We start from the raw sequence: 26,264 nt of genomic DNA on the forward strand, positions 1-26,264 counted from the left end.
AAAGTCGAGCTGAGACACTACCGCTTTTTCCGGAGGTGCCCCGATCGTGAGCGCGAGGTCATTCCGCACGCGCTCACGGAAGCCTACATGGATGATTTTCGGGCCTCGGCCGTGCTGGCCGCCGCCGCCCCTCATCGAGGCTTCCGTACCCATGGCCCTGCCCCCCCGCGCCGCCGATCCGGCCGCGCCGCCCCCGCCCGGTGCCCTGACGCCGCGCGCCCAGGGCGTCGCCCGCATCCTCCTCGTGGCCGGGCTCGCCGCCCTCGGGCTCTGGGTGCTGCACCCGTTCCTGCCGGCTTTGGCCTGGGCGGTGATCCTCGCCATCGCCCTGGGTCCCCTCTACGCCCGGGCCGAACGGCGCTGGCCGCCGGGCCGGCACAACCTGCTGCTGCCGAGCCTGTTCACCCTCGCCGTCGCCCTGGTGTTCCTGCTGCCCCTGGTGGTGCTCGGCATCCAGGCGGCGCGGGAGGCCCACGACGTTGTCGCCCTGGCGCGCGCGGCCGAGGAAACCGGCCTGCCGGTGCCGGAGGTGTTTTCGCGGCTGCCGTTCGGCGGTGCGCAGGCGAGCGCGTGGTGGGCCGAGAACCTGAGCCACCCGAAGGCGGGCGTCGACCTCCTGCACCACCTCGACAATTCCACCGCCATCGGCCTGTCGCGCAGCCTCGGGGCGCAGATCGTCCGGCGCAGCGTGCTGTTCGGCTTCAGCCTCGTCGCCCTGTTCTTCCTGTTCCGGGACGGGAAGCTGGTAGCCGCCCAGGTGCTGACGGCGAGCGCCCGCCTGTTCGGCCCGCGCGGCGAGCGCGTCGCCCGCCAGATGGTGGCCTCGGTCCACGGCACCGTCGACGGCCTCGTCCTCGTCGGCCTCGGCGAGGGCGTGCTGCTCGGGATCGTCTACTACTTCGCCGGGGTGCCGCACCCGGTGCTCCTCGGTGCCTTGACCGCGGTGGCGGCCATGATCCCGTTCGGCGCGCCCCTGGTCTTCGGCGCCGCCGCCCTGGTGCTCCTCGCCGCGGGCTCCGTGGTTCCGGCGGCGGTCGTCGTCGCGGCGGGCTTCGTCGTGACGTTCGTGGCCGACCACTTCGTCCGCCCCGCCCTCATCGGCGGCACCACGCAGCTGCCCTTCCTCTGGGTGCTTTTGGGAATTCTGGGGGGCGTCGAGACGTTCGGGCTGCTCGGCCTGTTCCTCGGTCCCGCCGTGATGGCGGCGCTGATCCTGCTGTGGCGGGAGTTTACGGGCGGGGCGGGTGCGGCACCGGTGGCGTGAACAGCCTTCCTGCGTCCCAGCCGGCCACGCAGGGGCCGCGAAGCAGACTTCCTGGTCGCGTTGCGGAGCCGGGCGTTCTCCTTCAAGGCGGCCGCAGGGCACCTGCACCGCGAGGAGGAGGTCGCCCGGTGGACGTCCGGCCCCATGATCGAAAAAGCTCTGCCACTGATGGTTCGGAGACCGATGCATCGTGCCCACTCACGCCGATAGAGATGCCGTCATCGGTGTCGGGCTCGCCTTCGTCGCGGGCTTCGTCGACACCGCCGCCTTCATCACCCTGACCGGCCTCTTCACGGCCCACGTCACCGGCAACTTCGTCCTGATCGGTGCGGAGTTGATCTCGACCTCGACCGGCGTCCTCGCCAAGCTGCTTGCCCTTCCGGTGTTCATCCTGGCCGTGGCTGTCACGCGCCTGATCGCCCTGGCCCTGGAGCGGCGAGGCTCGCCGCCCCTGCGCCCTCTGCTGGCCCTCGAAGCCGCCGTCCTCATCGCCTTCGCGATGGCGGGCGCCGCCATGTCGCCCCTCGGCTCACCGGATGGCGCGAGGGCGATCGGCGTGGGCATGCTCGGGGTTGCCGCGATGGGTATCCAGAACGGCATCGGGCGTCTGGTGATCGGCCACTTGGCGGCGACGACCGTGATGACCGTGAACGTCACGCAGGCCGTGATCGACCTGACCGACCGTCTGTGCGGGGCGAAGCTCAGTGAGCAGGTCGGCACCCGCCTGCGGCGCACCCTGTCCGCCGTGCTGGCGTTCGCGACGGGCGCACTGGCCGGGGCATTCGGGGTTGCGGCCGTGTCGTTCTGGTGCGTGCTCGTGCCCGCCTTCATCCTCGTCGGATTGCTGTTCGTTCCCGACCGGAAATCGCATCCGTGACCCGCCGCCCTGGGTCGGAGACGAACCCAGGGCGAGGGTCCATCCCTCCGACCTTGGCCCCTAGACCTGGAACACCGGATCGTTGGCGGAAGCCTTGTTGAGCTTGATGCCGTTTTCGCAATCGGACCTGGCGACGTAGCTCTCGCTGCTCTTCGAGATCTCTTCGCCGTTCTTGGCATAGTAGACCCAGTACCACTGGCCCCGGACGTCCTTCTTCAGCTTGTAGCAGGGATAGGTTACGGCGCTCATCGTTCTCTCCATGACCATAGGCTCCGCAGCCGTGCGGCGCCTCTCACTATCCAAACCTAAGATTGGATAGTGAGATATTTATTAACTTGAACGATGGTTTTCAAGGCATCCGAAACGGAAAAGGCCCCGCCCTTTCGGGCGGAGCCTTTCGTCATCGCAGGGCCGCCGGTGTTACGCCGCGAGGGAGCGCAGCACGTAGGGCAGAATGCCGCCGTTCCGATAATACTCGAGCTCGTCGAGGGTATCGATCCGGCAGGTGAGCGGCACGTCCTGTACGGTGCCGTCGGCCGATTTGATCTGCGCCACCATGGTCTGGCGGGGTTTCAGATCACCCGACAGGCCCAGCAGGGTCACGGTCTCGTCGCCCTTCAGGCCGAGGGAGGCCCAGGACGTCTCGCCCTGGAACACCAGGGGCACGATGCCCATGCCGACGAGGTTCGAGCGGTGGATGCGCTCGAAGCTCTCGGCCACCACGGCGCGGACGCCGAGCAGCTTGGTGCCCTTGGCCGCCCAGTCGCGCGACGAGCCGGTGCCGTATTCCTTGCCGGCGAAGACGACGAGGGGCGTGCCCTCGGCCTGATACTTCTGCGCGGCGTCGTAGATGAACATCCGCTCGCCGGAGGGCTGGAACAGGGTCCAGCCGCCCTCGACCACGGCGCCGGATTCGTCGCGGACCATCTGGTTCTTGATGCGGATGTTGGCGAAGGTGCCGCGCATCATGACTTCGTGGTTGCCGCGGCGGGTGCCGTACTGGTTGAAGTCCTGCACCCGGACCTGATGCTCCTGCAGGTAGGCGCCCGCCGGGGAATTCGCCCGGATGTTGCCCGCCGGCGAGATGTGGTCGGTGGTGATGGAATCGAGGAACAGGCCGAGGATGCGGGCATCGACCACGTCCTCGACGGGGGCCGGAACCTTGGTCATGCCCTCGAAATAGGGCGGGTTCTGCACGTAGGTCGACGTCGAATCCCAGGCGAAGGTCTCGGCCTCGGTGACCTCGACGGCCTTCCAGTAATCGTCGCCGCCGAACACGTCGGCGTAGCGCGACTTGAACAGGGCCGAGGTGATGTTGGCCTCGATGAACTCCGCCACCTCCGCCGTCGAGGGCCAGATGTCCTTGAGGTAGACGGGCTGGCCGTCCGAGCCGGTGCCGAGGGGCTCCGTGGCGAGGTCGATCTGCATGGAGCCGGCCAGGGCGTAGGCCACCACCAGGGGCGGCGAGGCGAGGTAGTTCGCCCGGACATCCGGGTTCACCCGGCCCTCGAAGTTGCGGTTGCCCGAGAGCACGGCGGCGGCGACCACGTCGTTGTCGTTGATGGCCTTCGAGATCGCCGCCGGCAGCGGGCCGGAATTGCCGATGCAGGTGGTGCAGCCGAAGCCGACGAGGTTGAAGCCCAGGGCATCGAGGGGCTGCTGCAGGCCGGCGCTTTCGAGGTACTCGGCCACCACCTGGGAGCCGGGGGCGAGGGACGTCTTCACCCACGGCTTCGAGCGCAGGCCCTTGGCCACGGCGTTGCGGGCGAGGAGGCCGGCGCCGATCATCACGCTCGGGTTCGAGGTGTTGGTGCAGCTCGTGATGGCGGCGATGACCACGTCGCCGTGGCCGATGTCGAAGTTGGCGCCCTCCACCGGGTAGCGCCGGGCGATGTCGGCGGCGCGCTTGAACTCGGTCTCCATGGAGCCGGCGAAGCCGGGTTTGGCCGCATCGAGGAGCACCCGGTCCTGCGGGCGCTTGGGGCCAGCCAGCGACGGGCGCACGTCGCTCATGTCGAGCTCCAGGGTGTCGGTGAAGACCGGGTCGGGGGTCTGGGCGTCGCGCCACATGCCCTGCGCCTTGGCGTAGGCCTCCACCAGGGCGATGCGCTCGTCCGTGCGGCTCGTGACCGTGAGGAAGTCGATGGTCTTCCGGTCGATGGGGAAGAAGCCGCAGGTGGCGCCGTATTCCGGGGCCATGTTGGAGATGGTGGCGCGGTCGGCCACCGCCATGTCGTCGAGGCCGGGGCCGTAGAATTCCACGAACTTGCCGACCACGCCCTTCTTGCGCAGCATCTGCGTGACCGTGAGCACGAGGTCGGTGGCCGTGGTGCCCTCGGGCAGCTTGCCCGACAGCTTGAAGCCGACGACCTCGGGGATCAGCATGGACAGGGGCTGGCCGAGCATGGCGGCCTCGGCCTCGATGCCGCCGACGCCCCAGCCGAGCACGGCCAGACCGTTGACCATGGTGGTGTGCGAATCGGTGCCGACGAGGCTGTCCGGATAGGCGATTTCGGTGCCGTCTTCGGCCTTGGTCCACACGGTCTGCGACAGGTACTCGAGGTTGACCTGGTGGCAGATGCCGGTGCCGGGGGGGACGACGGAGAAATTGTCGAAGGCCGACTGGCCCCATTTCAGGAAGGTGTAGCGCTCGCCATTGCGCGAATATTCGAGCGCCACGTTGTCGGCCAGGGCCTTCGGGGTGCCGAACTCGTCGACGATGACCGAGTGGTCGATGACGAGGTCGACGGGCACCAGGGGGTTGATCTTTTGGGGGTCACCCCCGAGGGCGACCATGGCGTCGCGCATGGCGGCGAGATCCACGACCGCCGGCACGCCCGTAAAATCCTGCATGAGGACGCGGGCGGGGCGGAAGGCGATCTCGGTCTCGGTCTTGCCGCGGTTGTCCAGCCACGCGACGGTGGCGGAGATGTCGGCCTTCTTCACCGAACGGTCGTCCTCGAACCGCAGGAGGTTCTCGAGGATCACCTTCATGGAGAACGGCAGGGCGGTGGCGTCGGCCAGGCCCGCCTTCTCCGCATGGGCGATCGAGTAGTAGGTGTAGGACTTGTCCCCGACGGTGAGGGTCTGGCGGGACTGGAAGCTGTCGAGCGATGCCACGGCGTTATTGATCCTCGCGAGCGGTTGGTCGAACACGCGCAGGCATAACCTGCGCCACGAAATTCGTGCTCGGCTGGGTGCGCTGGTGAGCGCGCGCCGCTCCGGGGGTGCCCGGACAGGTTGTTGCGCGAAGGGCGATTTGGACGCCCTGAGACTCGCGCGGCGCAGCCTGGGCTCGGTATAGAACACTTCGAAACTGGCCGCTACGGGTGGGCCGTGACACGGCCGTGGGTCTGTCGCCGGCGGGAGGGGCTATGCTGCGACGAGGTGCGCGAAATCCGCGCCTTCGGCCACGTGTTCGGAGGCATCGAGGATTTCGATCCCGACGACCCGTCCGGCCGCATCGAAATCGAGCATGATGCCCGGGCGCACCTCCTCGCTCCCGACGATCGTGGCGTCGGCGAGCTGCACGTAGAGTGCGTCCGCCTCACGGTCATACCAGGATTTCATGCGTGCCGGGTCTCCGCCCACGATCGAGGAAGGCTGTGATCCCGTGAAAGGTCGCGGCCGAGCGTACCACATAAACCACGCGAAGCACGCGGCCGTCCCGTTCCGGCAGGGCGCGGAAGGCCCGCCTTCGATCCGGATGCCGGGGATCGGGCTCCACGGCATCCGGGGCCAGGATCGTGCGCTCCACCCAGGCCTGGTCGAGAGAACGCAGCGCGATCTGGTCCCGCGCGTGTTGCGTGTAGGTGAAGATCGGGACCAGCATGAGACCCGCCCGGCGCAGCCTGAACCCGGCATAGAACACGTCGAACCTGGCCGCTACCGGCGGCCCGACAGAGCGCCGCGTCTGTTGGCTGTGGGGGGCGCCCACCTGCCGGCTGCGTGGACGTCATGGGTGGAAGCGCGCTAGATTGGGCTCTGGACCGGAGATGCCGATGATCGCCCTTCGCCTGCCGCATGAGATCGAGGATCGCCTCGCAGCCCTGGCACGGCGCACGGGCCGCAGCACGGACGACTACGCTCGGGACGCGATCCTCGATCACCTGAAGGATATCGAGCAAGATATCGAGGATGTGGAATTGGCCGAAAGCCGGCTCGAAGCCATTCAGCGCGGAGAAGCTGGTACGATTCCGCTTTCCGAGGCGATGGCCCGGTATGGCCTGGCGGATTGAGTTCGACCGTTCGGCCGAACGGGAACTCGCCAAACTCGATCCCGCCTCGGCCGAACGGATCCTCAGGTTCCTACGCCACCGGATTTCGCCCCTCGACAATCCCCGGGTGATCGGCAGTGCCCTCACGGGCACCCGGCTCGGGCACCTCTGGCGGTATCGCGTGGGTGATCGTCGGTATCGAGGACCACGCCTTGCGAATCCTCGTGGTGAACGTCGGAAATCGCCGCTCGGTCTATCGCTGAGATCGTTTTGCGGTAGACGCGTCTTCGACGACGCGTGATAGCGCGGTCACACCTTCCCTGAAGGCTTACGGACAGGCGCTTGATCCAGACAATCCCGTGCGGCTGACCGCCCAAAACCTCACCGTCCGCCGCTCCGGCCGCCGCATCTTTTCGGACGTGTCGTTCACCGTCGATGCCGGCGAGGCCCTGATGGTCACCGGGCGCAACGGCGCCGGCAAGTCGACCTTGCTCGCCGTGCTCGCCGGCCGCCTCAAGCCCGAGGCCGGGACCCTCACGGTGGCGGGGGTCGGCGAGGCGACCCTGCCCGAATGCCTGCACGTAGTCGGCCACCGCGACGGGCTGAAGAGCCCGCTCACGGCGGAAGAGAACCTCGCCTTCGCCCGTGACCTCCTGGGGATGCCCACCGCGAGCCCGCGCGCGGCCCTGGAGGAACTCGGCCTCGGCCACGCGTTGAAGCTGCCGGTGGCCTACCTGTCCGCCGGGCAGCGCCGGCGGGTGGCGCTCGCCCGCCTCCTGGTGTGCCGGCGGCCGCTCTGGCTCCTCGACGAGCCGACGGCGGCCCTCGACGTCGCCTCGCAGGGGGTGCTCTCCGGCATGATGGCGCGCCACCGGGCGGAAGGCGGCCTCGTCATCGCGGCGACTCACCAGGCCCTCGGCCTCGACGGCGCCCGCGAGCTCCGCATCGAGCCGGCCCGACCCGACGCACGGGCGTCCCAAGCCGCCGCGGCCGGAGACGTGTGGTGGTGATGCGCGCCCTGAAAGCCCTCGTCGCCCGCGACTTGGCACTCGCCGCCCGGGTCGGCGGCTCGGGGGCCCTGTCCCTGGTGTTCTTCCTCATGATCGTGGCCGTGGTGCCGTTCGCCCTCGGGCCCGACCTCAACCTGCTGTCGCGGATCGGCCCCGCCATCCTGTGGCTGGCGGCGGTGCTCGCCACCCTCATCGGCCTCGACCGCCTGTTCCAGGCCGACGAAGAGGACGGCTCCCTGGACCTCATGACCGGCGCGCCGGTGCCCATGGAGCTCGTGGTTCTGGCCAAGGTCCTGGCCCACTGGCTGACCACCGGCCTGCCCCTCGCGCTGGCCGCCCCCCTGTTCGGCCTGCTCGTGGCGCTCGACGGCACGGCCATGGCCGCCACCAGCCTGACCCTGCTGGTGGGCACCCCGGCCCTGACCTTCATCGGCGCCGTCGGCTCGGCCCTCACCGCCTCGATCCGGCGCGGCGGGCTGATTCTGGCCGTGGTGGTGCTGCCCCTGATGATCCCGACCCTGATCTTCGGCGTCTCGGCGAGCGAGGCGGCCCTCGGCGGCACGGTGCCGTTCACGACGCCGCTCGCCATCCTCGCCGGCCTCACCCTCATCGCCGGGGTGGTCGGCACCGTGGCGGCGGCGGCGGCCCTGCGCTGGAGCGAATGACGGGTCTGTGACCTTCGGTCCGGCGAACCGGGCCGGGGCCCGGCGCTTGTCCCGTCGAAGGCCCCCGACGGGGGCCGCCCGACGGAGTTCCCATGGTCGATTACCCCAAGCCCCCGTTCCCGCAGCCGCCGATTCCCTATCCGGGCCGGTCCGGTGAGATGAATCCGAAGCCGGACCACGGCGAGGACAGCTACCGGGGCTCGGGCAAGCTCACCGGCAAGGTCGCACTCATCACCGGCGGCGACAGCGGCATCGGCCGGGCGGTGGCCATCGCCTATGCCCGCGAGGGCGCCGACATCGCGCTCAGCTACCTCGACGAGCACGACGACGCCAAGGACACCGCCGCCTGGGTCGAGCGCGCCGGCCGCCGCGTCGTCCTGCTGCCCGGCGACGTCGCCGATCACCGCCACTGCGCGAGCCTCGTCGAGAAGACCGTCGCGGAATTCGGCCGCCTCGACATCGTGGTGAACAACGCGGCGTTCCAGAAGCTCGCCGACACCCTGGAGGACATTGAGATCGCCGACTGGGACCGGCACTACGCCGTCAACGTCCACGCGATGTTCTACATCCTCAAGGCCGCCTCGCCGCACCTGAAGCCGGGGGCGTCCATCATCAACACCTCGTCGGTGAACGCCAAGAACCCGGTGGAGCAGCAGCTCGCCTACTCGTCCACCAAGGCGGCCATCGCCAACATGACCACCAACCTCGCCAAGACCCTCGGGCCGCGCGGCATCCGCGCCAACGCGGTGCTGCCGGGGCCGATCTGGACGCCCCTGATCCCCGCGACCATGTACACGGAGCAGGTCGAGACCTTCGGCTCGAAGACGCCGCTCGGCCGCCCCGGCCAGCCGGCCGAACTCGCCGGCGCCTACGTGCTCCTGGCCTCGGACGAAGGCAGCTACATGAGCGGCGCGATGATCGCCGTGACGGGCGGCATGGTCACGATCTGATGTCCCTCCGGTGCCTCCCCGGCCGGGGAGGCACCGTCGACGGCGTCACACCACGGGGTCGGCGTCGATCCGAATCTTCAGGATGGCGTAGGGCGGCGTCTGCGCGTCGGTTCCGCCATTGTATTCCGGCCGGCGGTTCACCTGGGCCGACGAGATGTGGAGCCAGCGGTCGGGGGTGATCCAGAACGTGTCGGCCCAGATCAGGCGCGGGTCGGAGGCCAGGATCTCGACGGTGCCGTCGGGGTTGCGCCGGCCCACCGCGTTGAACTCCTGCAGGGCGAGGTAGACCCGGTCCTTGGAATCCGTGGTGAGGCCGCCGGTCATGCCCTTCTCGCCGAGGTCCTCGACGCTGGCCGCCACCGCGGCGTCGGTGGCCTGCGGATCAAGGAGGGTGGCGGTGTCCACGGCGTAGAGGTGCCGGCCGATGAGGGGGGCGTAGTACAGGCGCCGTCCGTCGGGGCTGAGGGCGATGCCGTTGGCGCCGCCCTGGACCGGGCGGGGCGGGCTGTTCGCCTTGCGCTGGACCACGGCCCGGCCTTCAACGAACTTCGTCAGCCCCTTCTGCGACTTGGTGCTGGCATGGCCGTGGAGGCGCCGCACCACCCGCCCGGTGGCGAGGTCGACGGCGAGGATCGCGCCCTCCCCGTCCTGGCCCTGGTCGGTGATGTAGGCGCGGGCATACCCGTCGCGGATGTCGATGCGCAGGTCGTTGAGGGACGAGGTCGGAGCGATGCCGGATTCGAGCGGCACCATCCGGAGGATGCGGTTCTGCACGATGTCCATCTGCACCAGCTTGGCGCCGCCCTTCACCGGCGGCCCGGAGCCGTCGGGCAGGCCGGCATCGAGGAGCCACAGGGTGTCGTCCCGATCGAACACGCCGTTGGGCACGTGGAACAGGCTCGCCTGGGGTTTGGTCGTATCGGGCTGGTTGGTCGCCAGGTCGGGATAGGCCCGCACGGCCCCGCCCGGAAGCACCTCGCCGAGGGTGTAGGGCACCTTGGCGTCGAAGCGCGGCATCATGATGAAGGCCCGGCCCCCGCGCGCGATGGCGAGGCCCGTCGGCGTCGAGGGCGCGTCGGCGGTGAAGGCGAGTTCGAGGCCGCCGGGCGTGCGATCCGTCGTGACGGGCCCAGGGGCCATCGCGGCAGGTTCGGATTTCGCCGTCGCGCCGGAGGCGGACAGCACGGCGGCCCCGGTGAGGCCGGCGGCACCGCCGAAGCCGGCGGCGAGGAGGTCGCGTCGGGCAAGCGTCATGATGGATCTCGGATGTTCGAACGAAACAAAAATCACCCGTGGGCCGCGCCGCGGACCTTGAGGTCGATGGCCAGGATGGCGGGGCCGGAGGCGATGAAGAGGCGGCGCCCGTCGGGGCCGCCGAAGGTGACGTTGGCGGCATCCATGGCCGTGGCGATCCGGCCGAGGCGCCGGCCGTCCGGTGCGTAGACCCGCACGCCGTCGCCGCAGGCGGCGTAGACCCGCCCGTCGGCGTCGACGGTGAGCCCATCGGGCACGCCCGCCTCCACGGTGGCGAAGGGGCGCGGGGTCCCGAGGGTGCGCCCGTTCTCCACGGGGAAGGCCATGACGGCGCGGGCACCCTCGGGATTGAGGGAGCCGCCGGTGTCGGTGACGTAGAGGAGGCGCCCGTCCGGGCTGAAGGCGAGGCCGTTGGGCTGGTCGAGGGCGTCGCTCATGCCCGTGAGCGTGCCGTCGGGGTCGATGCGGTAGACCCGCCGGGCGGCCTGTGCCGGCGTGCGCACGATCCCCTCGTCCGGCATGGCGATGCCGAAGATCGGATCGGTGAACCAGATCGCGCCGTCGGGGGCCAGGACCGCGTCGTTGGGCGAGTTCAGGGGCTGACCGCCGTAGCGGTCGGCCAGGACGGTGAGCGACCCGTCGGCCTCGGCCCGCACCACCCGCCGGCCCCGGTGCTCGCAGGTGACGAGGCGGCCCCCGGCGTCGAGGGTGTTGCCGTTGGCGTTGGCCGACGGGTCGCGGACGGTTTCGACCCGGCCGTCGTCGCCGATGACGAGCATGCGATTGGCCCTGACGTCGCTGAAGACGAGGCCGCCGAGGGCGGGCGCGTAGCACGGACCCTCGCACCAGCGCCCCCCGGAATACAGGGTGGCGAGGCGCGCCTCCGCATCGACCACGGCGGCGAAGGCCGGATCGTCGGCCCGCAGGGCTTCGGCGAGGGCGCCCCGCGGGGCGGCCGCGAGGGCGAGGCCGAGGCCGGCCCGGCGGAGGAAGCTGCGTCGGAGCATCGTCGCCCAGAATTCGAGGAATGAGATTCGAGGAATGGGGTTCGGGGACCGGGCGGCCCGCGGCCGCCCGGTCCGTCGGGTCAGCGCGCCGGCTTGGTCGAGCCGGTGGCGTCCCCGGTCGGCTTGAAGCTCCACAGGTCGGTGGGCAGGGCCGCCGGGGCGTCGGGCTTGTAGAAGGCCGAATCCTGGATGCGCGAGGTGGTGACGTAGAGCGTCCCGTCCGGGCCCTCGCCGAAGGTGTCGGGCCAGCGCAGGCGCGCGTCCTTGATCACGGTGGCGGTCGCCGAGCCCTTGGCCGAGAGGTCGCGCACCTTGATGGAATCGTCCTGGGGCGAGGTGATGTACATCCGCCCGTCGTGCCGCGAGATGATGAGCCCGTCCGCCGGGCCGTTCTCGCCCACGACGGCGATCTTGCCCGCCAGGCTCTTGTCGGCGAGCCCCGTCGGCATCAGGGCCGTGGCGACGCCGTCGGCCAGGGCCTCCGTCGGCAGGCTGTAGAGGGTCTTGCCCTTGATCGCCTGCCAGTAGAGGGTCTTGCCGTCCGGCGAGAGGGCGAGGCCGTCGGCGGCGAACTCGACGCCGCGCCCGTCGGGCCGGCGCAGGGGCTTGCCGTCATAGGTCACGGTCACGCCCTTGTCGGGCTGCGTCGAGGGATCGCCGTCGAGGACGCGGCGGGACACGCCGCTGTCGAGGTCCACCACCACCAGGGCCCCCCGTGCGCCCGAATCCGTGAGGTAGGCGGTCTTGCCGTCGGGCGAGAAGCGCACGTCGTTGAGGTAGGAGCCCTGGGGCGCCACCGTGTCGTCGAACGCGATGGTCCGGCCCGGCTGGTTGGTCTTCAGGTCGATCTCGACGAGCTTGGCGCCGCCCGGCACCAGCGCCCCCATGGCGGGGGCGGCGGGATCGAGCACCCAGACGTTGCCGTCGGGGCTCGCGACCACGCTCTGGACGCAGATCCAGTGATCCTTGGCCGAGACCTCGTCCTTCTTCGCGTTGCGCCAGGAATTCCACGCGGCGTCGGGGAAGGGCATGACCTTGCCGTCCTTCACCTCGGCGACGGACACCTCCGTGTCCTCGGTCCAGCGCGGAAAATTGACGAAGATCCGGCCGTCCTTCGACACGGTGACGCCGGTGACCTGATGCTCGAAGCTCGCGACCTTGGTCAGCGCCGCCCCGGCGGGGGCCGGCTGCGCCACCGCGGGGGCGCCCCCCGGAACGGTGCCGGCGACGAGGGCCGCCAGGAGGGGGACGGCCAGGGAGACGAGCGGGGTGGCGGTGCGGGCCGAAGTTGCGGTGCGGGCCGAAGGAGATGTCATGTGTTGAGGCATCGCGATCTCATGGACGAGGATCTGACGAACGGGACGTTCGGGGTTCGGGCGGACAACGCACGGACCCGCGGCCAAGCTTCATCGGATTTCCCGGGCCGGTTCGACGCATGTTCGACGCATGGCAAACCGGCGCCGCGACGGCGCGAACCGCCGCGATCCCGTCGGATCGTCGGCGAAGCATGATGTGCGGAACCGGAATTCCAGTAACGGATCCGTGATGAGTTTCGCTTGCCGGGCACGGTGTTTGAAATACCAAATCCAGATCTCCCTTTATTTCCATATTAGGGGATTATTAGGGATGTTCGTCATACTGGTTCGGAAACGCGATGGAGCAAGTCCGGCGTGGGGGGATCTATGTTGTTTGATTCGGGCGCACGCGCGACACTGGACGCCATCGATCGATCGCAGGCCCGGATTGAATTCGATCTCGACGGCACAGTCCTCGACGCGAACGCCCTCTTTCTCGGAGTCGTCGACTACGGCCTCGACGAGGTGAAGGGCCGGCATCACAGCCTCTTCGTCACCCCCGAGGAGCGGGAGAGCGCGGCCTACAAGACCTTCTGGGCGGACCTGCGCGCCGGCCGGCATCAGGCGCGGGAGTTCATGCGGATCGCCAAGGGCGGTCGCGAGGTCTGGATCCAGGGCTCGTACAACCCGGTCCTGAACCGGAGCGGCAAGGTCGTGCGGGTCGTCAAGTTCGCCACCGACATCACCGCGCAGAAGCTGCGCGCCGTCCTCGACGCCGGCCAGATCGCGGCGATCCACCGGTCCCAGGCCGTCATCCACTTCACCCTCGACGGCGTCGTCACCGACGCCAACGCGAACTTCCTCGCCGCCCTCGGCTACCGCCTCGACGAGATCAAGGGGCGGCACCACAGCCTGTTCGTGGCGCCGGACGAGCGCGACGGTTCGGCCTATGCCGGATTCTGGCGCGCCCTGGCCGACGGCGAGCACCAGTCGGGCGAGTTCAAGCGCTTCGCCAAGGGCGGGCGCGAGGTCTGGATCTACGGGGCCTACAATCCGGTCCTCGGGGCGGACGGCAAGCCCTACGCGGTGGTGAAGTTCGCCACCGACGTCACGGCCCGGGTCAACGAACGCAACCGGCGTCTCCAGGGTCAGCGCGCCATCGACCGCGACCTCGGCCAGATCACGCAAGCCATCTCCGACGTGAGCCAGCGGGCGGCGACCACGGCGGAGGCCGCGGCGCAGACCTCCGGCAACGTCCAGGCCGTGGCGGCGGGCGCCGAGGAATTCTCGTCCTCCATCGAGGAACTGAGCCGGCACGCCGTCGAGGCCAAGGGCGCGGCCGACGAGGCCGTGGCCCGGGCGGGCGAGGCCGGGACGATCATCTCCGGGCTCACCGCCTCGGCCGAGAAGATCGGCGAGGTCATCGGGGTGATCCGCTCCATCGCCGACCAGACCAACCTGCTGGCGCTGAACGCCACCATCGAGGCGGCGCGCGCCGGCGAGGCGGGCCGGGGCTTCGCCGTGGTGGCGGCGGAGGTGAAGGCGCTGGCCAACCAGTCGTCCCGCGCCACGGAGGAGATCGGCACGCAGATCGCTGCGGTGCAGAATTCGACCAACCAGGCCGTGCGCGCCATCGAGGCCATCGGCCGGACCATCGGGCATCTCAGCGAGATCTCCCTCAGCGTCTCCTCGGCGGTGACGGAGCAGGCGGCGGTGACCCGCGACATGTCGGTGAACATGCACAACGCCGCCCAGAGCGTCGAACTCGTCCGCCAGACCATGGACGGCATCGCCCGGGCGGCCCACGACGTCGACGCCTCGGTCCAGGCGGTGAGCGGAGCGGCCCGCGCCCTGGCGTGACGCCGCGAGGGGGCTGCCCGACACCGTGCGGCAGCCTTCTCATCCGATCCTCCGGAGTGCCCATGTCGCTTGCGGGATGTGTCGCTTGCGGGATGTGGTGAAGCGCGGGTCCCCTCTCCTGGAAGGAGAGGGACAGGGTGAGGTGTGTGGATTCTCCGGACAGTTCACGACCCTCACCCCAACCCTCTCCCAAACAGGCGAGGGAGTTCTGGTGCGATCACTCGATCCGAAGCGATCCGTTGAAGTTCCGTCCTATTCCAGGTCCTGCAGGTGGCGGGCGGCGATGAGGGAGGCCGCCGTGCGGTTCTCGACGCCGAGCTTGGCGTAGATGCCCTCCAGGTGCTTCGTCACCGTGCGGGGGCTCAGGCCCAGGATCTCGCCGATGTCGCGGCTGGCCTTGCCGCGGGACAGCCACAGCAGCACCTCGGCCTCGCGCCCGGTGATGGGCAGGCGCGTGCGCAGGCGTTCGAGCCCGGCCTCCGTCGGGTCCCGGGCGAGGCGCAGGAGGATCTCGTCGCCGGTCCCGCCGATGAAGCTCACGGTGTGGGCGACCCCGCCCCGGTCGGTCAGGGCCAGGGGGGGCGAGGCCGTGCCGGCGAGGCAGGCCCGCAGCCAGGACAGACCCCGGGGCGGAAGGCCGTCCGGGTCGGTGAGCCCCGCGAGCAGGCGCGCGGCCTGGGGCGTCGACCACAGGACCGCGCCCCGCCCGTCCACGGCGAACAAGGTGCGGCCGGTGGTGTCGAGGGCGGCCCGCGCGCTCTGGGCCGCCCGGGCCCCGGCGAGGTGGACCCGGATGCGCGCCAAAATCTCGTCCGGCGCGATGGGCTTCGTGACGTAGTCGACCCCGCCCGCTTCCAGGCCCTTCACGATGTGCTCGGTCTCCGACAGGCCGGTCATGAAGATCACCGGCACGTGGGCGAGGTGGCCCCTGGCCTTGAGGCGCCGGCAGGTCTCGAACCCGTCCATGCCGGGCATCACCGCGTCGAGCAGGATGATGTCGGGGGTGATCTCGTCGACGAGCGCCAGGGCGAGGTCGCCGGCCACCGCCACCAGCACCGTGGCGCCCGAGCGCTCGATGGCCTCGGTGAGGAAGCTCAGGGTGTCGGGGGAATCGTCGACCACGAGGACGATGTCGCGGTGGGGCTCACGCATCGGCGGCGGGCTCCGCCACCGCCTGCGCGTCGCGCAGGGCTTCGAGCACGCTCAAGACGCGGCGCAGGTCGTAGGCCTCCACGAGGCCGCGCAGCTGCACCAGAAAGGCCGTCGGCGGGTCGGGTTCGTCCGCCAGGGCGGCGAGCTTCGCCGACAGGCCGCGGACGTGGCCGATCCGGGCGAGGCGCAGGAGATCGGCCACGGCCTCGGGCCGGGGGGGCGGCCCCGCGGCCGTGGCGGGGGCGCGCGCCGGCTCCGGCGCGCTCCAGGCGAGGCCGAGCAGACCGGTGACGACCTCGAGGAAATCGCGCAGGTCGAACGGTTTCGCGATGATGGCGTCGTGGGGGGCGTCGTGCCCCCGCGACGGGCTGATCTCGTGGACGTTGGCCGACATCATGGCGATCCGGGCGGTCTGGCCGGCCTCACGCAAGGCCCTGGCCAGGACCCAGCCGGTCATGCCCGGCATGGCGATGTCGAGGAGGAACAGGTCGGGGGGATGCGCGGCGGCGAGCGCCAGGCAGGCCGGGCCGTCTTCGGCTTCGAGGACCACGAGGCCGAGGGGTTCGAGGATGTCGCGCATGAGGCCGCGATGGGCGGCGTCGTCGTCGGCGACCAGGATGGTGCGGCGGGCGCCCGAATAGGTCCGGGCCGCGTCGGGCGCCTGGGCCGGCAGCCGCACGGGCTTCGGCCGGGCCACGGAGGCGAGCATGAGGCGCAGGCGAAAGCAGGTGCCCTGCCCCACCGTGCTCTCCACGGTGATCTCGCCGCCCATGATCTGCGCCAGGAGATGCGCGATGGTGAGCCCGAGCCCGGTGCCGGGGGTGGTCAGCGCCGCCGCCATGGAGCCGCGCTCGAACGGCTCGAACACCCGCTGCAGGTCGGCCTCCGGGATGCCGAGGCCGGTGTCGCGGATGGTGAACACGGCGATCTGGCTGCGATAGGCGAGATCGAGGGCGATGTGCCCGCGCGGCGTGAACTTCACGGCGTTGGAGAGAAGGTTGAGCAGGATCTGGCGCAGGCGCTTCTCGTCGGTGGCCACCACCGTGGGCAGGGTGGCCGGCCGGGTGAAGCGGAACTCGAGGCCGGCGCCCTCGGCCTGCAGGCGGATCATGTCGCCGATCTGGTCGAGGAAGTCGGACAGCCGGATCTCGTCGCGGTGGATCTGCAGGCGCCCGGCCTCCATGCGGGAGATGTCGAGCAAGCCGTCGATGAGGCCGGACAGGTGCTGGGCCGAGCGCCGGATCACCCGGATGCCGTTCCGGCGCGGCGCCGGGATGGAAGGGTCGCCCTCTAGCAGCTGGGCGTAGCCCAGCACGGCGTTGAGGGGCGTGCGCAATTCGTGGCTGATGCCGACGACGTAGCGGCTTTTCGCGAGGTTCGCCGCCTCCGCCGTCTCCTTCGCCTCCTGGAGCTTGCGGTCCGTGACCTTATGGGCGGCGATCTCGGCCTGGTAGAGCCCGGTCTGGCGGGCGGTCTCCTCCAGGGCGACGTGCCGGCTCTCCTGGGCCAGCACGAACAGCCACGCGACGATGCCGAGGATCACGATGAGGATGAGGAACACGGAGGTCAGCGCGGCGGCCAGCATCTCGCGGTGTTCGGGGTGTTCGGCCACTGCGCCCGCATGGACGATGCCGAGGATCAGCGCCACGGCGCCGACCAGGGTGAGCATCAGGGCGAGGTAGCGCCCGAGGGGCGCGCCGATCCAGATCGCCGTGCGCGCCGGCAGGATTCCGGCCAGAACGCCCTGGGCCTGGGCCTCGAGGCGGCCGTGCGGCTTGCACAGGTCGCCGCAGCGGGCGTCCAGGGAGCAGCAGAGCGAGCAGATCGCCCCGCCATAGGCCGGGCACTGGGCCATGTCCTCGGGCTCGAACGGGTGCTCGCACACCCGGCAGGTGATGGCGGTCCCGGTCCAGTCGGTTTTGGGCGTCCGGGCGAGGTAGTAGCGGCCGCCCGTGGCCCACGCGATGGCGGGGGCGGCCACGAAGGCGACGACCAGGGCCAGCATCGGGCCGAACGGGGTGAGGGTGACGCCGAGCCAGCCGAGATGGGCGGAGAAGCCCGACAGCATCGACAGGGCCATGGCGCCGGTGCCGACGGGGTTGATGGCGTAGAGGTGGGCCCGCTTGAACTCGATGCCGGGGGGCGACAGGCCGAGCGGCTTGTTGACGGCGAGATCGGCACTGAGCGCCCCGACCCAGGCCGAGACCACCACGGCGTAGAGGCTGAGCGTGCTCGCCAGGGTCTTGTCGATGCCGAGCTCCATGAGCAGGAGCGCGATGGCGACGTTGAACACCAGCCAGACGACGCGGCCCGGATGGCTGTGGGTGAGGCGGGAGAAGAAGTTCGACCAGGCGATGGAGCCCGCATAGGCGTTGGTGACGTTGATCTTGATCTGCGAGACCACGACGAACACGGTCATCAGGGCGATGGCGGCGGGGCCGGGCGCGACCACGTAGCCGAAGGCGATCGTGTACATCTGCGTCGGCTCGGCCGCCCGGTCGGCCGGCACGCCGTGGCGCAGGGCCAGGATGGCGAGGAACGAGCCGAGCAGGATCTTGAGGAAGCCCGGGACGATCCAGCCCGCCCCCGCCCCGAGGACGGCGGCCCACCAGCGGCGCTCCCTTCCGGGTTCCATCGCGGGGACAAATCGCAAAAAGTCGACCTGCTCGCCGACCTGCGCCAGGAGGGCGAGGAGGATGCCGGTGGCGAGGCCGAAGCGGGCGAGGTCGAACCCGCCGCCCGAATCGCCGGGGTAGCCGAGCCAGTCGTCCACCGGCGCCCCGCCCTGCCAGACGATGCAGGCCAGCGGCAGCAGGTTGAGGACGATCCACAGGGGCTGGGTCCAGATCTGGAACCGGCTGATCAGGGTGATGCCGTAGACGACGAGGGGAATCACCGCCACGGCGCTGACGAGGTAGCCCAGCGCCAGGGGCAGGCCGAAGCACAGGTGCAGGGCCATCGCCATGATGGCCGCCTCGATGGCGAAGAATAGGAAGGTGAAGCTCGCATAGACCAGGGAGGTCACCGTCGAGCCGATGTAGCCGAAGCCGGCGCCGCGGGTGAGCAGGTCGATGTCGACGCCGTAGCGGGCGGCGTAGGCGCAGATCGGCACCGCCGTGGCGAAGATGATGAGGGCCACCACCACGAGGGCGGCGAGGGTGTTGGTGAAGCCGAGGCCCAGCACCAGGGTGCCGCCGATGGCCTCCAGCGCCAGGAACGACACGGAGCCCAGCGCCGTCTGCGCCACCCGCAGGCCCGACCACCGCCGCGCCGATTTGGCGGTGAAGCGCAGGGCGTAGTCCTCCAGCGTCTCGTCGGCGACGAAGCGGTTGTAGTCGCGCCGGATCGGCAGGATGCGCTGGTGCTGGGGCATGGCTCGGCAGAGGGGTAGCACGTGCGGGCCGCGCCGCCGAAAGGTCCCGCATGACAGGGTCGTGGTCCAAGCCCCTTGGACGAAGGGTTTCGGACGATGCGCCTCCGTCCGGGTCCGCTCCATACGCAAGACTGCGTATCGACCGCATCGCAATCCACGGCCTAGCCTTTGCGTATCGATCCACGGCTCTTCCGACGGGCCATGCGACGGCGATCAGGGATTTTGGGCACGATGGCAGACAGCAAGGGCAACGGCCTGCAATCGGCGCTGCGGCGCAGGCTTCTCATGGGGCTGGCCGGCGTGCCGGCCATGGCCCTGATGCCGCGCATGAGCTTCGCGGCGGGGCCGGCGACGGCCACCGTGAACACCACCGGCCTCGCGGTGACCGACACCGAGGTCACGGTGGGCATCCTGCATTCGGCCACCGGCACCATGGCGATCTCCGAGACCGGCTCGATCCAGGCGGAAAAGCTCGCGATCTCGCAGATCAACGAGGCCGGCGGCGTGCTCGGCCGCAAGATCAAGATCATCCAGGAGGACGGCGCCTCCGACTGGCCGACCTTCGCCGAGAAGGCCAAGAAGCTCCTGGTCAACGACCATTGCGCCGCCGTGATGGGCTGCTGGACCTCGGCCTCCCGCAAGGCCGCCCTGCCGGTGTTCGAGCAGTACAACGGGCTCCTCTACTACCCGACCTTCTACGAGGGCCTGGAGCAGTCGAAGAACGTCATCTACACCGGCCAGGAGGCCACCCAGCAGATCCTCGAATCCCTGAACTGGGTCGCCAAGGAGAAGGGCGCCAAGACGTACTTCTTCATCGGCTCCGACTACATCTGGCCCCGCACCTCGAACAAGATCGCCCGCAAGCACATCGAGAACGTGCTCAAGACCAAGGTCGTGGGCGAGGAATATTTCCCCCTCGGCCACACCCAGTTCAACTCGGTGATCAACAAGCTCAAGCTCACCAAGCCCGACGTGATCTTCACCGACGTCGTCGGCGGTTCGAACGTGGCGTTCTACAAGCAGCTCAAGGCGGCGGGCATCGACCTCTCGAAGCAGACCCTGCTGACCATCTCGGTGACCGAGGACGAGATCGACGGCATCGGCGGCGACAATATCGCGGGCGCCTATTCCTGCATGAAGTACTTCCAGTCGCTCAAGAATCCCAACAACGAAAAGTTCGTCGCCGCCTTCCACAAGATGTGGGGCGAGAAGACCGTCATCGGCGACGTGACCCAGGCGGCCTATCTCGGGCCGTTCCTGTGGAAGATGGCCGTGGAGAAGGCCGGCTCCTTCGACGTCGACAAGGTGGCCGCCGCCTCCGCCGACATCGAGTTCAAGGAGGCCCCCGAGGGCTACGTCAAGATCCACCCGAACCATCACCTCTGGTCGAAGACCCGCGTCGCCAAGGCGCTCCCGTCCGGCCAGTTCGAGGTGGTCTACGAGAGCCCCGCGCTCATCGAGCCGAACCCCTTCCCGAAGGGCTACCAGTAGGCCCCCCCCGCGCGCGCGCTGGATCGGGTCCAGCGGGCGCGGGTCCCCTCTCCTGGAAGGAGAGGGACAGGGTGAGGTGTGAGACCTTTTCGGAGAGTTCGCACACCTCACCCCAACCCTCTCCTTTCAGGAGAGGGAGCGCGTCGCGGCCCTTCAGCGGAGGGCCGCGTCCGCTCCGAACGGCCTGATGCTTGCAGAGCCGTCGCTGAATCCTTCGGAAGGTCGAAAAGAATGCTCGGCGACTATTCCCTCACGGACCTCAGCTCGATCTTCGTGATGCAGGGCTTCGCCGGGCTGATCCTGTTCTCGGTCTACACCCTGATGGCCCTGGGGCTGGCGATCATCTTCGGCCAGATGGGGGTGATCAACATGGCGCACGGGGAGTTCATGATCCTCGGCGCCTACATGACCTACTTGTGCTCGGGCTTCTTCCAGACCTACCTGCCGGCCCTGTTCCCGGCCTACTTCTTCGTTGCCATGGGGCTGGCCTTCGTGGCGTCCGGGGCGCTCGGCATGCTGGTGGAATGGACGCTGATCCGCCACCTCTACAAGCGGCCGCTGGACACCCTGCTCGCCACCTGGGGCCTGTCGCTGATCCTGCAGCAGGCCTACCGGACGATCTTCGGCGCCCGCGAGGTCGGCGTCGAGCTGCCGTCCTGGCTCATCGGCTCAGTGCAGGTCACCGACACCATCGAGATCCCCATCAACGGCATGTTCGTGATGGCGATCACCCTGCTCATCACCGCCGGCGTCGCGCTCCTGATGTACCGCTCGCGCTTCGGCGCCCAGGTCCGCGCCGTGGTGCAGAACCGGCCCATGGCGGGGGCGGTGGGCATCGACACCGAGCGGGTCGACCGCCTGACCTTCGGCCTCGGCTGCGGCATTGCCGGCGTCGCCGGGTCGGCCTTCACCATGGTGGGCTCGACGGGGCCGACCTCGGGCCAGCTCTACATCGTCGACACCTTCCTCATCGTGGTCTTCGGCGGCGCCGCCTCCCTGCTCGGCACCATCGCGTCGGCCTTCTCGATCTCGCAGACCCAGTCGACCCTCGAATTCTTCCTGTCGGGCTCCACCGCCAAGGTGATCACGCTGCTGGCCGTCGTCGGCATCCTGATGCTGCGGCCGCAGGGCCTCTTCACCCTCAAAGTCCGGCGCTGAGGAGCTCTTTGCCATGACCCGCGCCCCATCCCAGAGCGTCCACGACAACCCGTTCATGAAGCCCATGGAGTGGGTGAGCCTCGCGCTCCTGGCCGCCGTGATCTTCCTCGTGCTGCCGATGCTCCTCGACGCCTTCCGCCTCAACCTGGTGGGCAAGTACCTCACCTACTCGTTCGTGGCTCTGGGCCTCGTCATCTGCTGGGGCTTCGGCGGCATCCTGTCCCTCGGGCAGGGCGTGTTCTTCGGCCTCGGCGGCTACCTCATGGCCATGTACCTGAAGCTCGAAGCCTCCAGCGTCGCGAACACCAAGATCCAGTCGACGCCGGGCATCCCCGACTTCATGGACTGGAACCAGATCACCGAACTGCCGTGGTTCTGGAAGCCGTTCACCAGCCTGCCGTTCACGATCCTGGCCGTCCTCGTGGTGCCGGCGTTCTTCGCCTTCGTCATCGGCTCGGCCATGTTCCGCCGCCGCGTCGGCGGCACCTACTTCGCCATCATCACCCAGGCCATCGCCGCCATCCTGACCATCCTCATCGTCGGCCAGCAGGGCTATACCGGCGGCATCAACGGCATCACGGACCTGCGCACCCTGAACGGCTGGGACATCCGCACGGACCGCGCCCACAACATCCTCTACTTCCTCAACGGCGGCCTGCTCGTCGCCTGCATCCTGTTCGCCCAGTACGTGAAGCGCTCGAAGCTCGGGCGCATCCTCGTCGCCATGCGCGACAAGGAGGACCGGGTCCGCTTCTCCGGCTACCAGGTCGCCAGCTTCAAGACCTTCGCGTTCTGCCTCGCGGCGGTGTTCGCCGCCATCGGCGGGGCGATGTTCACCCTGCAGGTCGGGTTCATGTCGCCGTCCTTCGTCGGCATCGTGCCCTCCATCGAGATGGTGATCTACGCCGCCGTCGGCGGGCGCCTGTCCCTGTTCGGCGCCGTCTGGGGCACGCTCCTGGTCAACTGGGCCAAGACCAGCTTCTCGGAGAGCTTTCCGGAGCTGTGGCTGTTCGGCCTCGGCGGCCTGTTCATCCTCGTGGTCCTGGCCTTCCCCAACGGATTGGCCGGCATCTACCGGACCTACGTCGAGCCCCGCCTGACCCGGCGCGTGAAGGCCCTCGCGCCCGCGCCCGCCGTCGCCCTCCCCCACGCGGCCGAGTAGGATTTTTTCGGAATGAACGCCGCGCTCCTCCCCTCGCACATCATCGGTGCCGCCCCGGCGGAAAAGGACTTCCTGCTGGCGGTGGAGGCGCTCACTGTCTCCTTCGACGGGTTCAAGGCGGTGAACGACGTCTCGTTCTACGTCGACCCGAACGAGATCCGCGTCATCATCGGCCCCAACGGCGCCGGCAAGACCACGGTGCTCGATCTCATCTGCGGGCGGACCAAGGCCAGCTCCGGCTCCATCAAGTACAAGGGCCAGGAACTCACCAAGCTGTCCGAGAGCGCCATCGTCCAGGCCGGCGTCGGGCGGAAATTCCAGACGCCGTCGATCTACGACGACCTCACGGTGTTCGAGAACCTGGAGATCTCGTTCCCGCGCGGCCGCTCAGTGTTCGGGGCGCTGACCTTCAAGCGCGACGCCGAGGTCCGCGACCGCATCGAGGAGGTCGCCCACATGATCTTCCTCAAGGACCAGCTCTTGGAGCGGGCCGAGTTCCTCAGCCACGGCCAGAAGCAGTGGCTCGAGATCGGCATGCTGCTGATCCAGGACCCGGAGCTGCTCATGCTCGACGAGCCCGTGGCCGGCATGAGCGTCGGCGAGCGCATCAAGACCGCCGAATTGCTCAACCAGATCATCGTCGGCCGCTCGGTGCTGGTCATCGAGCACGACATGAAGTTCGTCGAGGACATCGCCCACCGGGTCACCGTGCTGCACCAGGGCAAGGTTCTGTCGGAGGGCTCGATGGAGCGGGTCAAGAACGACCCGAAGGTCATCGAAGTCTATCTCGGCCACTGAGGGGGAACGGGTTCATGCTCCAGACCACGCCTGCCCCCTCCCCTGCACCCCATCTTCAGGGCGGCGTCCAGCCGATGCTGGCGATTACCGATCTCCACGCCGCCTACGGCCAGAGCGAGGTGCTGCACGGCCTCGATATCGCCATCGCGCCCGGCGAAATCGTCGCCGTCATGGGCCGCAACGGCATGGGCAAGACCACCCTGATGAAGACCCTGATGGGCATCGTGCCGGTGAAATCCGGGTCGATCCGGGTCGACGGCACCGAGGTCGCGGCCCTGAAGAGCCACCAGCGCGTGGCGCGCGGCCTCGCCTACGTGCCCCAGGGCCGCATGATCTTCTCGGCCATGACCGTGCAGGAGAACATCGAGACGGGCTTAACCGTCACCAACGAGCGCCGGGTGCCGGGGGAACTCTACGAGATGTTCCCGGTGCTCCTCGAGATGAAGGGCCGGCGCGGCGGCAACCTGTCCGGCGGCCAGCAGCAGCAGCTCGCCATCGCCCGCGCCCTCGCCAGCCGGCCGAAAGTGCTGCTGCTGGACGAGCCGACGGAAGGCATCCAGCCCTCGATCATCCGCGAGATGGGCCGGACCCTGAAGAAGATCCGCGACGCGCGCGGCCTGTCCATCGTGGTCTCCGAGCAGGTGCTGAGCTTCGCCCTCGACGTCGCCGACCGGGTGCTGGTCATCGAGAACGGCCACATCGTCCACGAGTCGCTCCGCGCCGACATCGACGAGGCCCAGGTCGCCCGCTTCCTCTCGGTGTGAGTTTTTCGCGAGGGGTCACGAAGCCCCTCGCCGACCTCGAAACATCATCGCTTGCGCAAGGCCGTCCCACCGGCCTCCGCGAAACGGGGACGCCTGTCCTCACGTCCAGGGAAGGGAGCAGAGACCCATGGCAGAGACCCTGATCAAGGTCGATCTCACGCAGTCGGCCTACGACAACGACATGGTCCACAACCGCTGGCACCCCGACATCCCCATGGTGGCGATGGTCAAGCCCGGCGACGACTTCATCGTCGAGACCTACGACTGGACCGGCGGCTTCATCAAGAACAACGATTCCGCCGACGATGTGCGCGACATCGACCTGTCCATCGTCCACTTCCTGTCCGGCCCCATCGGCGTCGAGGGCGCCGAGCCCGGCGACCTCCTGGTGGTCGATCTCCTCGACATCGGCGCCAAGCCCGAGAGCCAGTGGGGCTTCAACGGGTTCTTCTCCAAGAAGAACGGCGGCGGCTTCCTCGACGAGCACTTCCCCCAGGCCCAGAAGTCGATCTGGGACTTCGAGGGCATGTTCACGAAATCCCGGCACATCCCCGGCGTGCGCTTCCCCGGCCTGATCCATCCCGGCCTCATCGGCTGCCTGCCCGATCCGAAGATGCTGGAGACCTGGAACACCCGCGAAAAAGCCCTGTTCGACACCGACCCCAACCGGGTGCCGGCGCTCGCCACCTTGCCCTTCGGGCCCACCGCCCATATGGGCCGGCTCAAGGGCGAGGCGAAGGACAAGGCGGCGGCCACGGGCGCCCGCACGGTGCCGGGGCGCGAGCACGGCGGCAATTGCGACATCAAGGACCTGTCGCGCGGCTCAAAGATCTACTTCCCGGTCTACGTGCCGGGGGCCGGCCTCTCCATGGGCGACCTGCATTTCAGCCAGGGCGACGGCGAGATCACCTTCTGCGGCGCCATCGAGATGGCGGGCTGGGTCCACCTCAAGGTGAGTCTCATCAAGGACGGGATGTCGAAGTACGGGATCAGGAACCCGATCTTCAAGCCGTCGCCGGTCACGCCGCAATTCGACGACCACCTCATCTTCGAGGGCATCTCCGTCGACGAGTACGGCAAGCAGCATTACCTCGACGTGACGGTGGCCTACCGGCAGGCCTGCCTCAACGCCATCGAGTACCTGAAGAAGTTCGGCTATTCGGGCGCCCAGGCCTACTCGATCCTCGGCACGGCGCCGGTGCAGGGCCACATCTCGGGCGTCGTCGACATCCCCAACGCTTGCGCGACCCTGTGGATTCCGACGAAGATCTTCGAGTTCGACATCAATCCGGGGGCGGACGGGCCGACGAAGTTCCTGGACGGCTCGATCCAGATGCCGCTCTCGCCCGACTTGTGAGAGCGACCCCGCGCCTCCGGCCCGGCGCGGGTCCCCTCTCCTGGAAGGAGAGGGACAGGGTGAGGTGTGGGACCTTTTCGGAGATGTCCCACACCTCACCCCAACCCTCTCCTTTCAGGAGAGGGAGCACGGTGCGCCCGCACGCCGCGCGGCGGGCCGCCTTCATGCTTCGAGCTTCGAGAGGCCCCCATGCCGGTCTACGATTATGCCTGCGCCGCCTGCGGGCCGTTCACGGTCCTGCGGCCCATGGCGCAGTTTCAGGACCCGCACGACTGCCCCGATTGCGGGGCGGAATGCGGCCGCGCCTTCCTCACCGCGCCGAACCTCGCCTCCATGGATGCGGGGCGACGAAAGGCCTTCGCCACGAACGAGCGGAGCCAGCACGCGCCCCGCAAGTCGTCCGGTCACGGCCCCGGCTGCGGCTGCTGCTCGGGCGCCAAGGCGAAATCCAACCCACCGGCCGCCAAGAGTTTTCCCAATGCGCGGCCCTGGATGATCAGCCACTGATCCACTTTACCCTCTCCCCGCTTGCGGGGAGAGGGCCACGGACCCCTTGCCGGGTCCGTGGCAAGCGGAGGCGAAGCCGCAGCGAGGGTGAGGGGGCGCGAAC

Annotated in this window: 23 protein-coding genes; 14 read left to right on the forward strand and 9 right to left on the reverse strand. The window is 69.1% G+C overall.

What is annotated here, in order from left to right; translation table 11 throughout:
• The first annotated feature begins 151 nt into the window (after positions 1-151).
• Together ASF28_RS17345 and ASF28_RS17350 are read left to right on the forward strand one after the other, a co-directional pair.
• The gene (locus ASF28_RS17345; RefSeq protein WP_082476630.1) at positions 152-1,264 is read left to right on the forward strand and encodes an AI-2E family transporter; all 1,113 of its coding nucleotides are present in this window, start codon (positions 152-154) and stop codon (positions 1,262-1,264) included.
• Between the two features lie 187 nt (positions 1,265-1,451).
• Positions 1,452-2,141 (forward strand): YoaK family protein, encoded by a 690-nt coding sequence (locus tag ASF28_RS17350; RefSeq protein ID WP_056095485.1) that lies wholly within the window; start codon positions 1,452-1,454, stop codon positions 2,139-2,141.
• A 60-nt stretch (positions 2,142-2,201) separates the two neighbouring features.
• On the opposite strand, the gene ASF28_RS17355 is transcribed toward ASF28_RS17350, so the two are convergent.
• The 4 genes from ASF28_RS17355 to ASF28_RS17370 all read right to left on the reverse strand — a co-directional run bounded on the left by ASF28_RS17355 (position 2,202) and on the right by ASF28_RS17370 (position 5,973).
• The gene (locus ASF28_RS17355) at positions 2,202-2,390 is read right to left on the reverse strand and encodes a YegP family protein (protein ID WP_056095817.1); all 189 of its coding nucleotides are present in this window, start codon (positions 2,388-2,390) and stop codon (positions 2,202-2,204) included.
• Positions 2,391-2,561: 171 nt separating this feature from the next.
• The gene (gene acnA / locus ASF28_RS17360) at positions 2,562-5,261 is read right to left on the reverse strand and encodes an aconitate hydratase AcnA (RefSeq protein ID WP_056095819.1); all 2,700 of its coding nucleotides are present in this window, start codon (positions 5,259-5,261) and stop codon (positions 2,562-2,564) included.
• A gap of 252 nt (positions 5,262-5,513) precedes the next feature.
• Entirely contained in the window at positions 5,514-5,672 is a 159-nt protein-coding gene (locus ASF28_RS17365) for a DUF2283 domain-containing protein (RefSeq protein ID WP_244029737.1), read from the reverse strand.
• 22 nt (positions 5,673-5,694) lie between these two features.
• Complete coding sequence (locus tag ASF28_RS17370; RefSeq protein ID WP_056095821.1) at positions 5,695-5,973, reverse strand: DUF4258 domain-containing protein; 279 nt, start codon at positions 5,971-5,973, stop codon at positions 5,695-5,697.
• 169 nt (positions 5,974-6,142) lie between these two features.
• On the opposite strand from ASF28_RS17370, the gene relB reads away from it, so the two are divergent.
• The 4 genes from relB to ASF28_RS17390 all read left to right on the forward strand — a co-directional run bounded on the left by relB (position 6,143) and on the right by ASF28_RS17390 (position 8,983).
• A complete protein-coding gene (gene relB, locus ASF28_RS17375) occupies positions 6,143-6,379 on the forward strand; it encodes a type II toxin-antitoxin system RelB family antitoxin (protein ID WP_056095489.1) in 237 nt (78 codons plus the stop codon).
• Between the two features lie 338 nt (positions 6,380-6,717).
• Positions 6,718-7,368 carry a heme ABC exporter ATP-binding protein CcmA gene (ccmA, locus tag ASF28_RS17380; protein ID WP_056095494.1) on the forward strand — a complete coding sequence of 217 codons (651 nt, stop codon included), beginning with the start codon at positions 6,718-6,720 and terminating at the stop codon, positions 7,366-7,368.
• Entirely contained in the window at positions 7,368-8,033 is a 666-nt protein-coding gene (gene ccmB, locus ASF28_RS17385; RefSeq protein ID WP_187273033.1) for a heme exporter protein CcmB, read from the forward strand. The genes ccmA and ccmB overlap by 1 nt, the downstream gene beginning before the upstream one ends.
• 92 nt (positions 8,034-8,125) lie before the next feature.
• Entirely contained in the window at positions 8,126-8,983 is an 858-nt protein-coding gene (locus ASF28_RS17390) for an SDR family oxidoreductase (protein ID WP_056095496.1), read from the forward strand.
• A 45-nt stretch (positions 8,984-9,028) separates the two neighbouring features.
• Here ASF28_RS17390 and ASF28_RS17395 read toward each other — a convergent pair whose 3' ends face one another.
• The 3 genes from ASF28_RS17395 to ASF28_RS17405 form a co-directional block, all read right to left on the reverse strand.
• Positions 9,029-10,237, reverse strand: coding sequence for an L-dopachrome tautomerase-related protein (locus tag ASF28_RS17395; protein WP_056095499.1), 1,209 nt, complete (start codon positions 10,235-10,237; stop codon positions 9,029-9,031).
• Between the two features lie 32 nt (positions 10,238-10,269).
• Positions 10,270-11,244, reverse strand: coding sequence for an SMP-30/gluconolactonase/LRE family protein (locus tag ASF28_RS17400; RefSeq protein WP_056095502.1), 975 nt, complete (start codon positions 11,242-11,244; stop codon positions 10,270-10,272).
• Between the two features lie 80 nt (positions 11,245-11,324).
• Positions 11,325-12,560, reverse strand: a complete 1,236-nt coding sequence (locus ASF28_RS17405) for an SMP-30/gluconolactonase/LRE family protein (protein WP_082476631.1) — start codon at positions 12,558-12,560, stop codon at positions 11,325-11,327.
• Between the two features lie 366 nt (positions 12,561-12,926).
• Here ASF28_RS17405 and ASF28_RS17410 point away from each other — a divergent pair, with 366 nt between their 5' ends.
• Entirely contained in the window at positions 12,927-14,399 is a 1,473-nt protein-coding gene (locus ASF28_RS17410; RefSeq protein WP_056095505.1) for a methyl-accepting chemotaxis protein, read from the forward strand.
• A gap of 252 nt (positions 14,400-14,651) precedes the next feature.
• Here ASF28_RS17410 and ASF28_RS17415 read toward each other — a convergent pair whose 3' ends face one another.
• On the reverse strand, positions 14,652-15,551 hold the full coding sequence (locus ASF28_RS17415) for a response regulator transcription factor (protein WP_056095507.1): 900 nt from the start codon (positions 15,549-15,551) through the stop codon (positions 14,652-14,654).
• Positions 15,544-18,924, reverse strand: a complete 3,381-nt coding sequence (locus ASF28_RS17420; protein WP_056095509.1) for a hybrid sensor histidine kinase/response regulator — start codon at positions 18,922-18,924, stop codon at positions 15,544-15,546. Before ASF28_RS17420 ends, ASF28_RS17415 begins: the two co-directional genes overlap by 8 nt.
• A 231-nt stretch (positions 18,925-19,155) precedes the next feature.
• On the opposite strand from ASF28_RS17420, the gene urtA reads away from it, so the two are divergent.
• From urtA to ASF28_RS17455, 7 genes are all read left to right on the forward strand, one after another.
• Positions 19,156-20,415, forward strand: coding sequence for an urea ABC transporter substrate-binding protein (gene urtA / locus ASF28_RS17425; protein WP_056095511.1), 1,260 nt, complete (start codon positions 19,156-19,158; stop codon positions 20,413-20,415).
• Positions 20,416-20,646: 231 nt separating this feature from the next.
• Positions 20,647-21,573: an urea ABC transporter permease subunit UrtB gene (gene urtB, locus ASF28_RS17430; RefSeq protein ID WP_056095513.1), complete on the forward strand. Its 927-nt coding sequence runs from the start codon at positions 20,647-20,649 to the stop codon at positions 21,571-21,573.
• Between the two features lie 13 nt (positions 21,574-21,586).
• The gene (gene urtC / locus ASF28_RS17435) at positions 21,587-22,735 is read left to right on the forward strand and encodes an urea ABC transporter permease subunit UrtC (RefSeq protein ID WP_056095516.1); all 1,149 of its coding nucleotides are present in this window, start codon (positions 21,587-21,589) and stop codon (positions 22,733-22,735) included.
• A 12-nt stretch (positions 22,736-22,747) separates the two neighbouring features.
• Positions 22,748-23,533 carry an urea ABC transporter ATP-binding protein UrtD gene (urtD, locus tag ASF28_RS17440; protein ID WP_056095519.1) on the forward strand — a complete coding sequence of 262 codons (786 nt, stop codon included), beginning with the start codon at positions 22,748-22,750 and terminating at the stop codon, positions 23,531-23,533.
• A 74-nt stretch (positions 23,534-23,607) separates the two neighbouring features.
• Positions 23,608-24,297 (forward strand): urea ABC transporter ATP-binding subunit UrtE, encoded by a 690-nt coding sequence (gene urtE, locus ASF28_RS17445; protein WP_056095522.1) that lies wholly within the window; start codon positions 23,608-23,610, stop codon positions 24,295-24,297.
• A gap of 127 nt (positions 24,298-24,424) precedes the next feature.
• Positions 24,425-25,654 carry a formamidase gene (gene fmdA / locus ASF28_RS17450; protein ID WP_056095525.1) on the forward strand — a complete coding sequence of 410 codons (1,230 nt, stop codon included), beginning with the start codon at positions 24,425-24,427 and terminating at the stop codon, positions 25,652-25,654.
• Positions 25,655-25,843: 189 nt separating this feature from the next.
• Positions 25,844-26,161, forward strand: coding sequence for an FmdB family zinc ribbon protein (locus tag ASF28_RS17455; RefSeq protein ID WP_056095529.1), 318 nt, complete (start codon positions 25,844-25,846; stop codon positions 26,159-26,161).
• Positions 26,162-26,264: the final 103 nt, after the last annotated feature.

The sequence above is a fragment of the Methylobacterium sp. Leaf99 genome, assembly GCF_001422375.1.
In the GTDB taxonomy this organism is placed as follows: domain Bacteria; phylum Pseudomonadota; class Alphaproteobacteria; order Rhizobiales; family Beijerinckiaceae; genus Methylobacterium.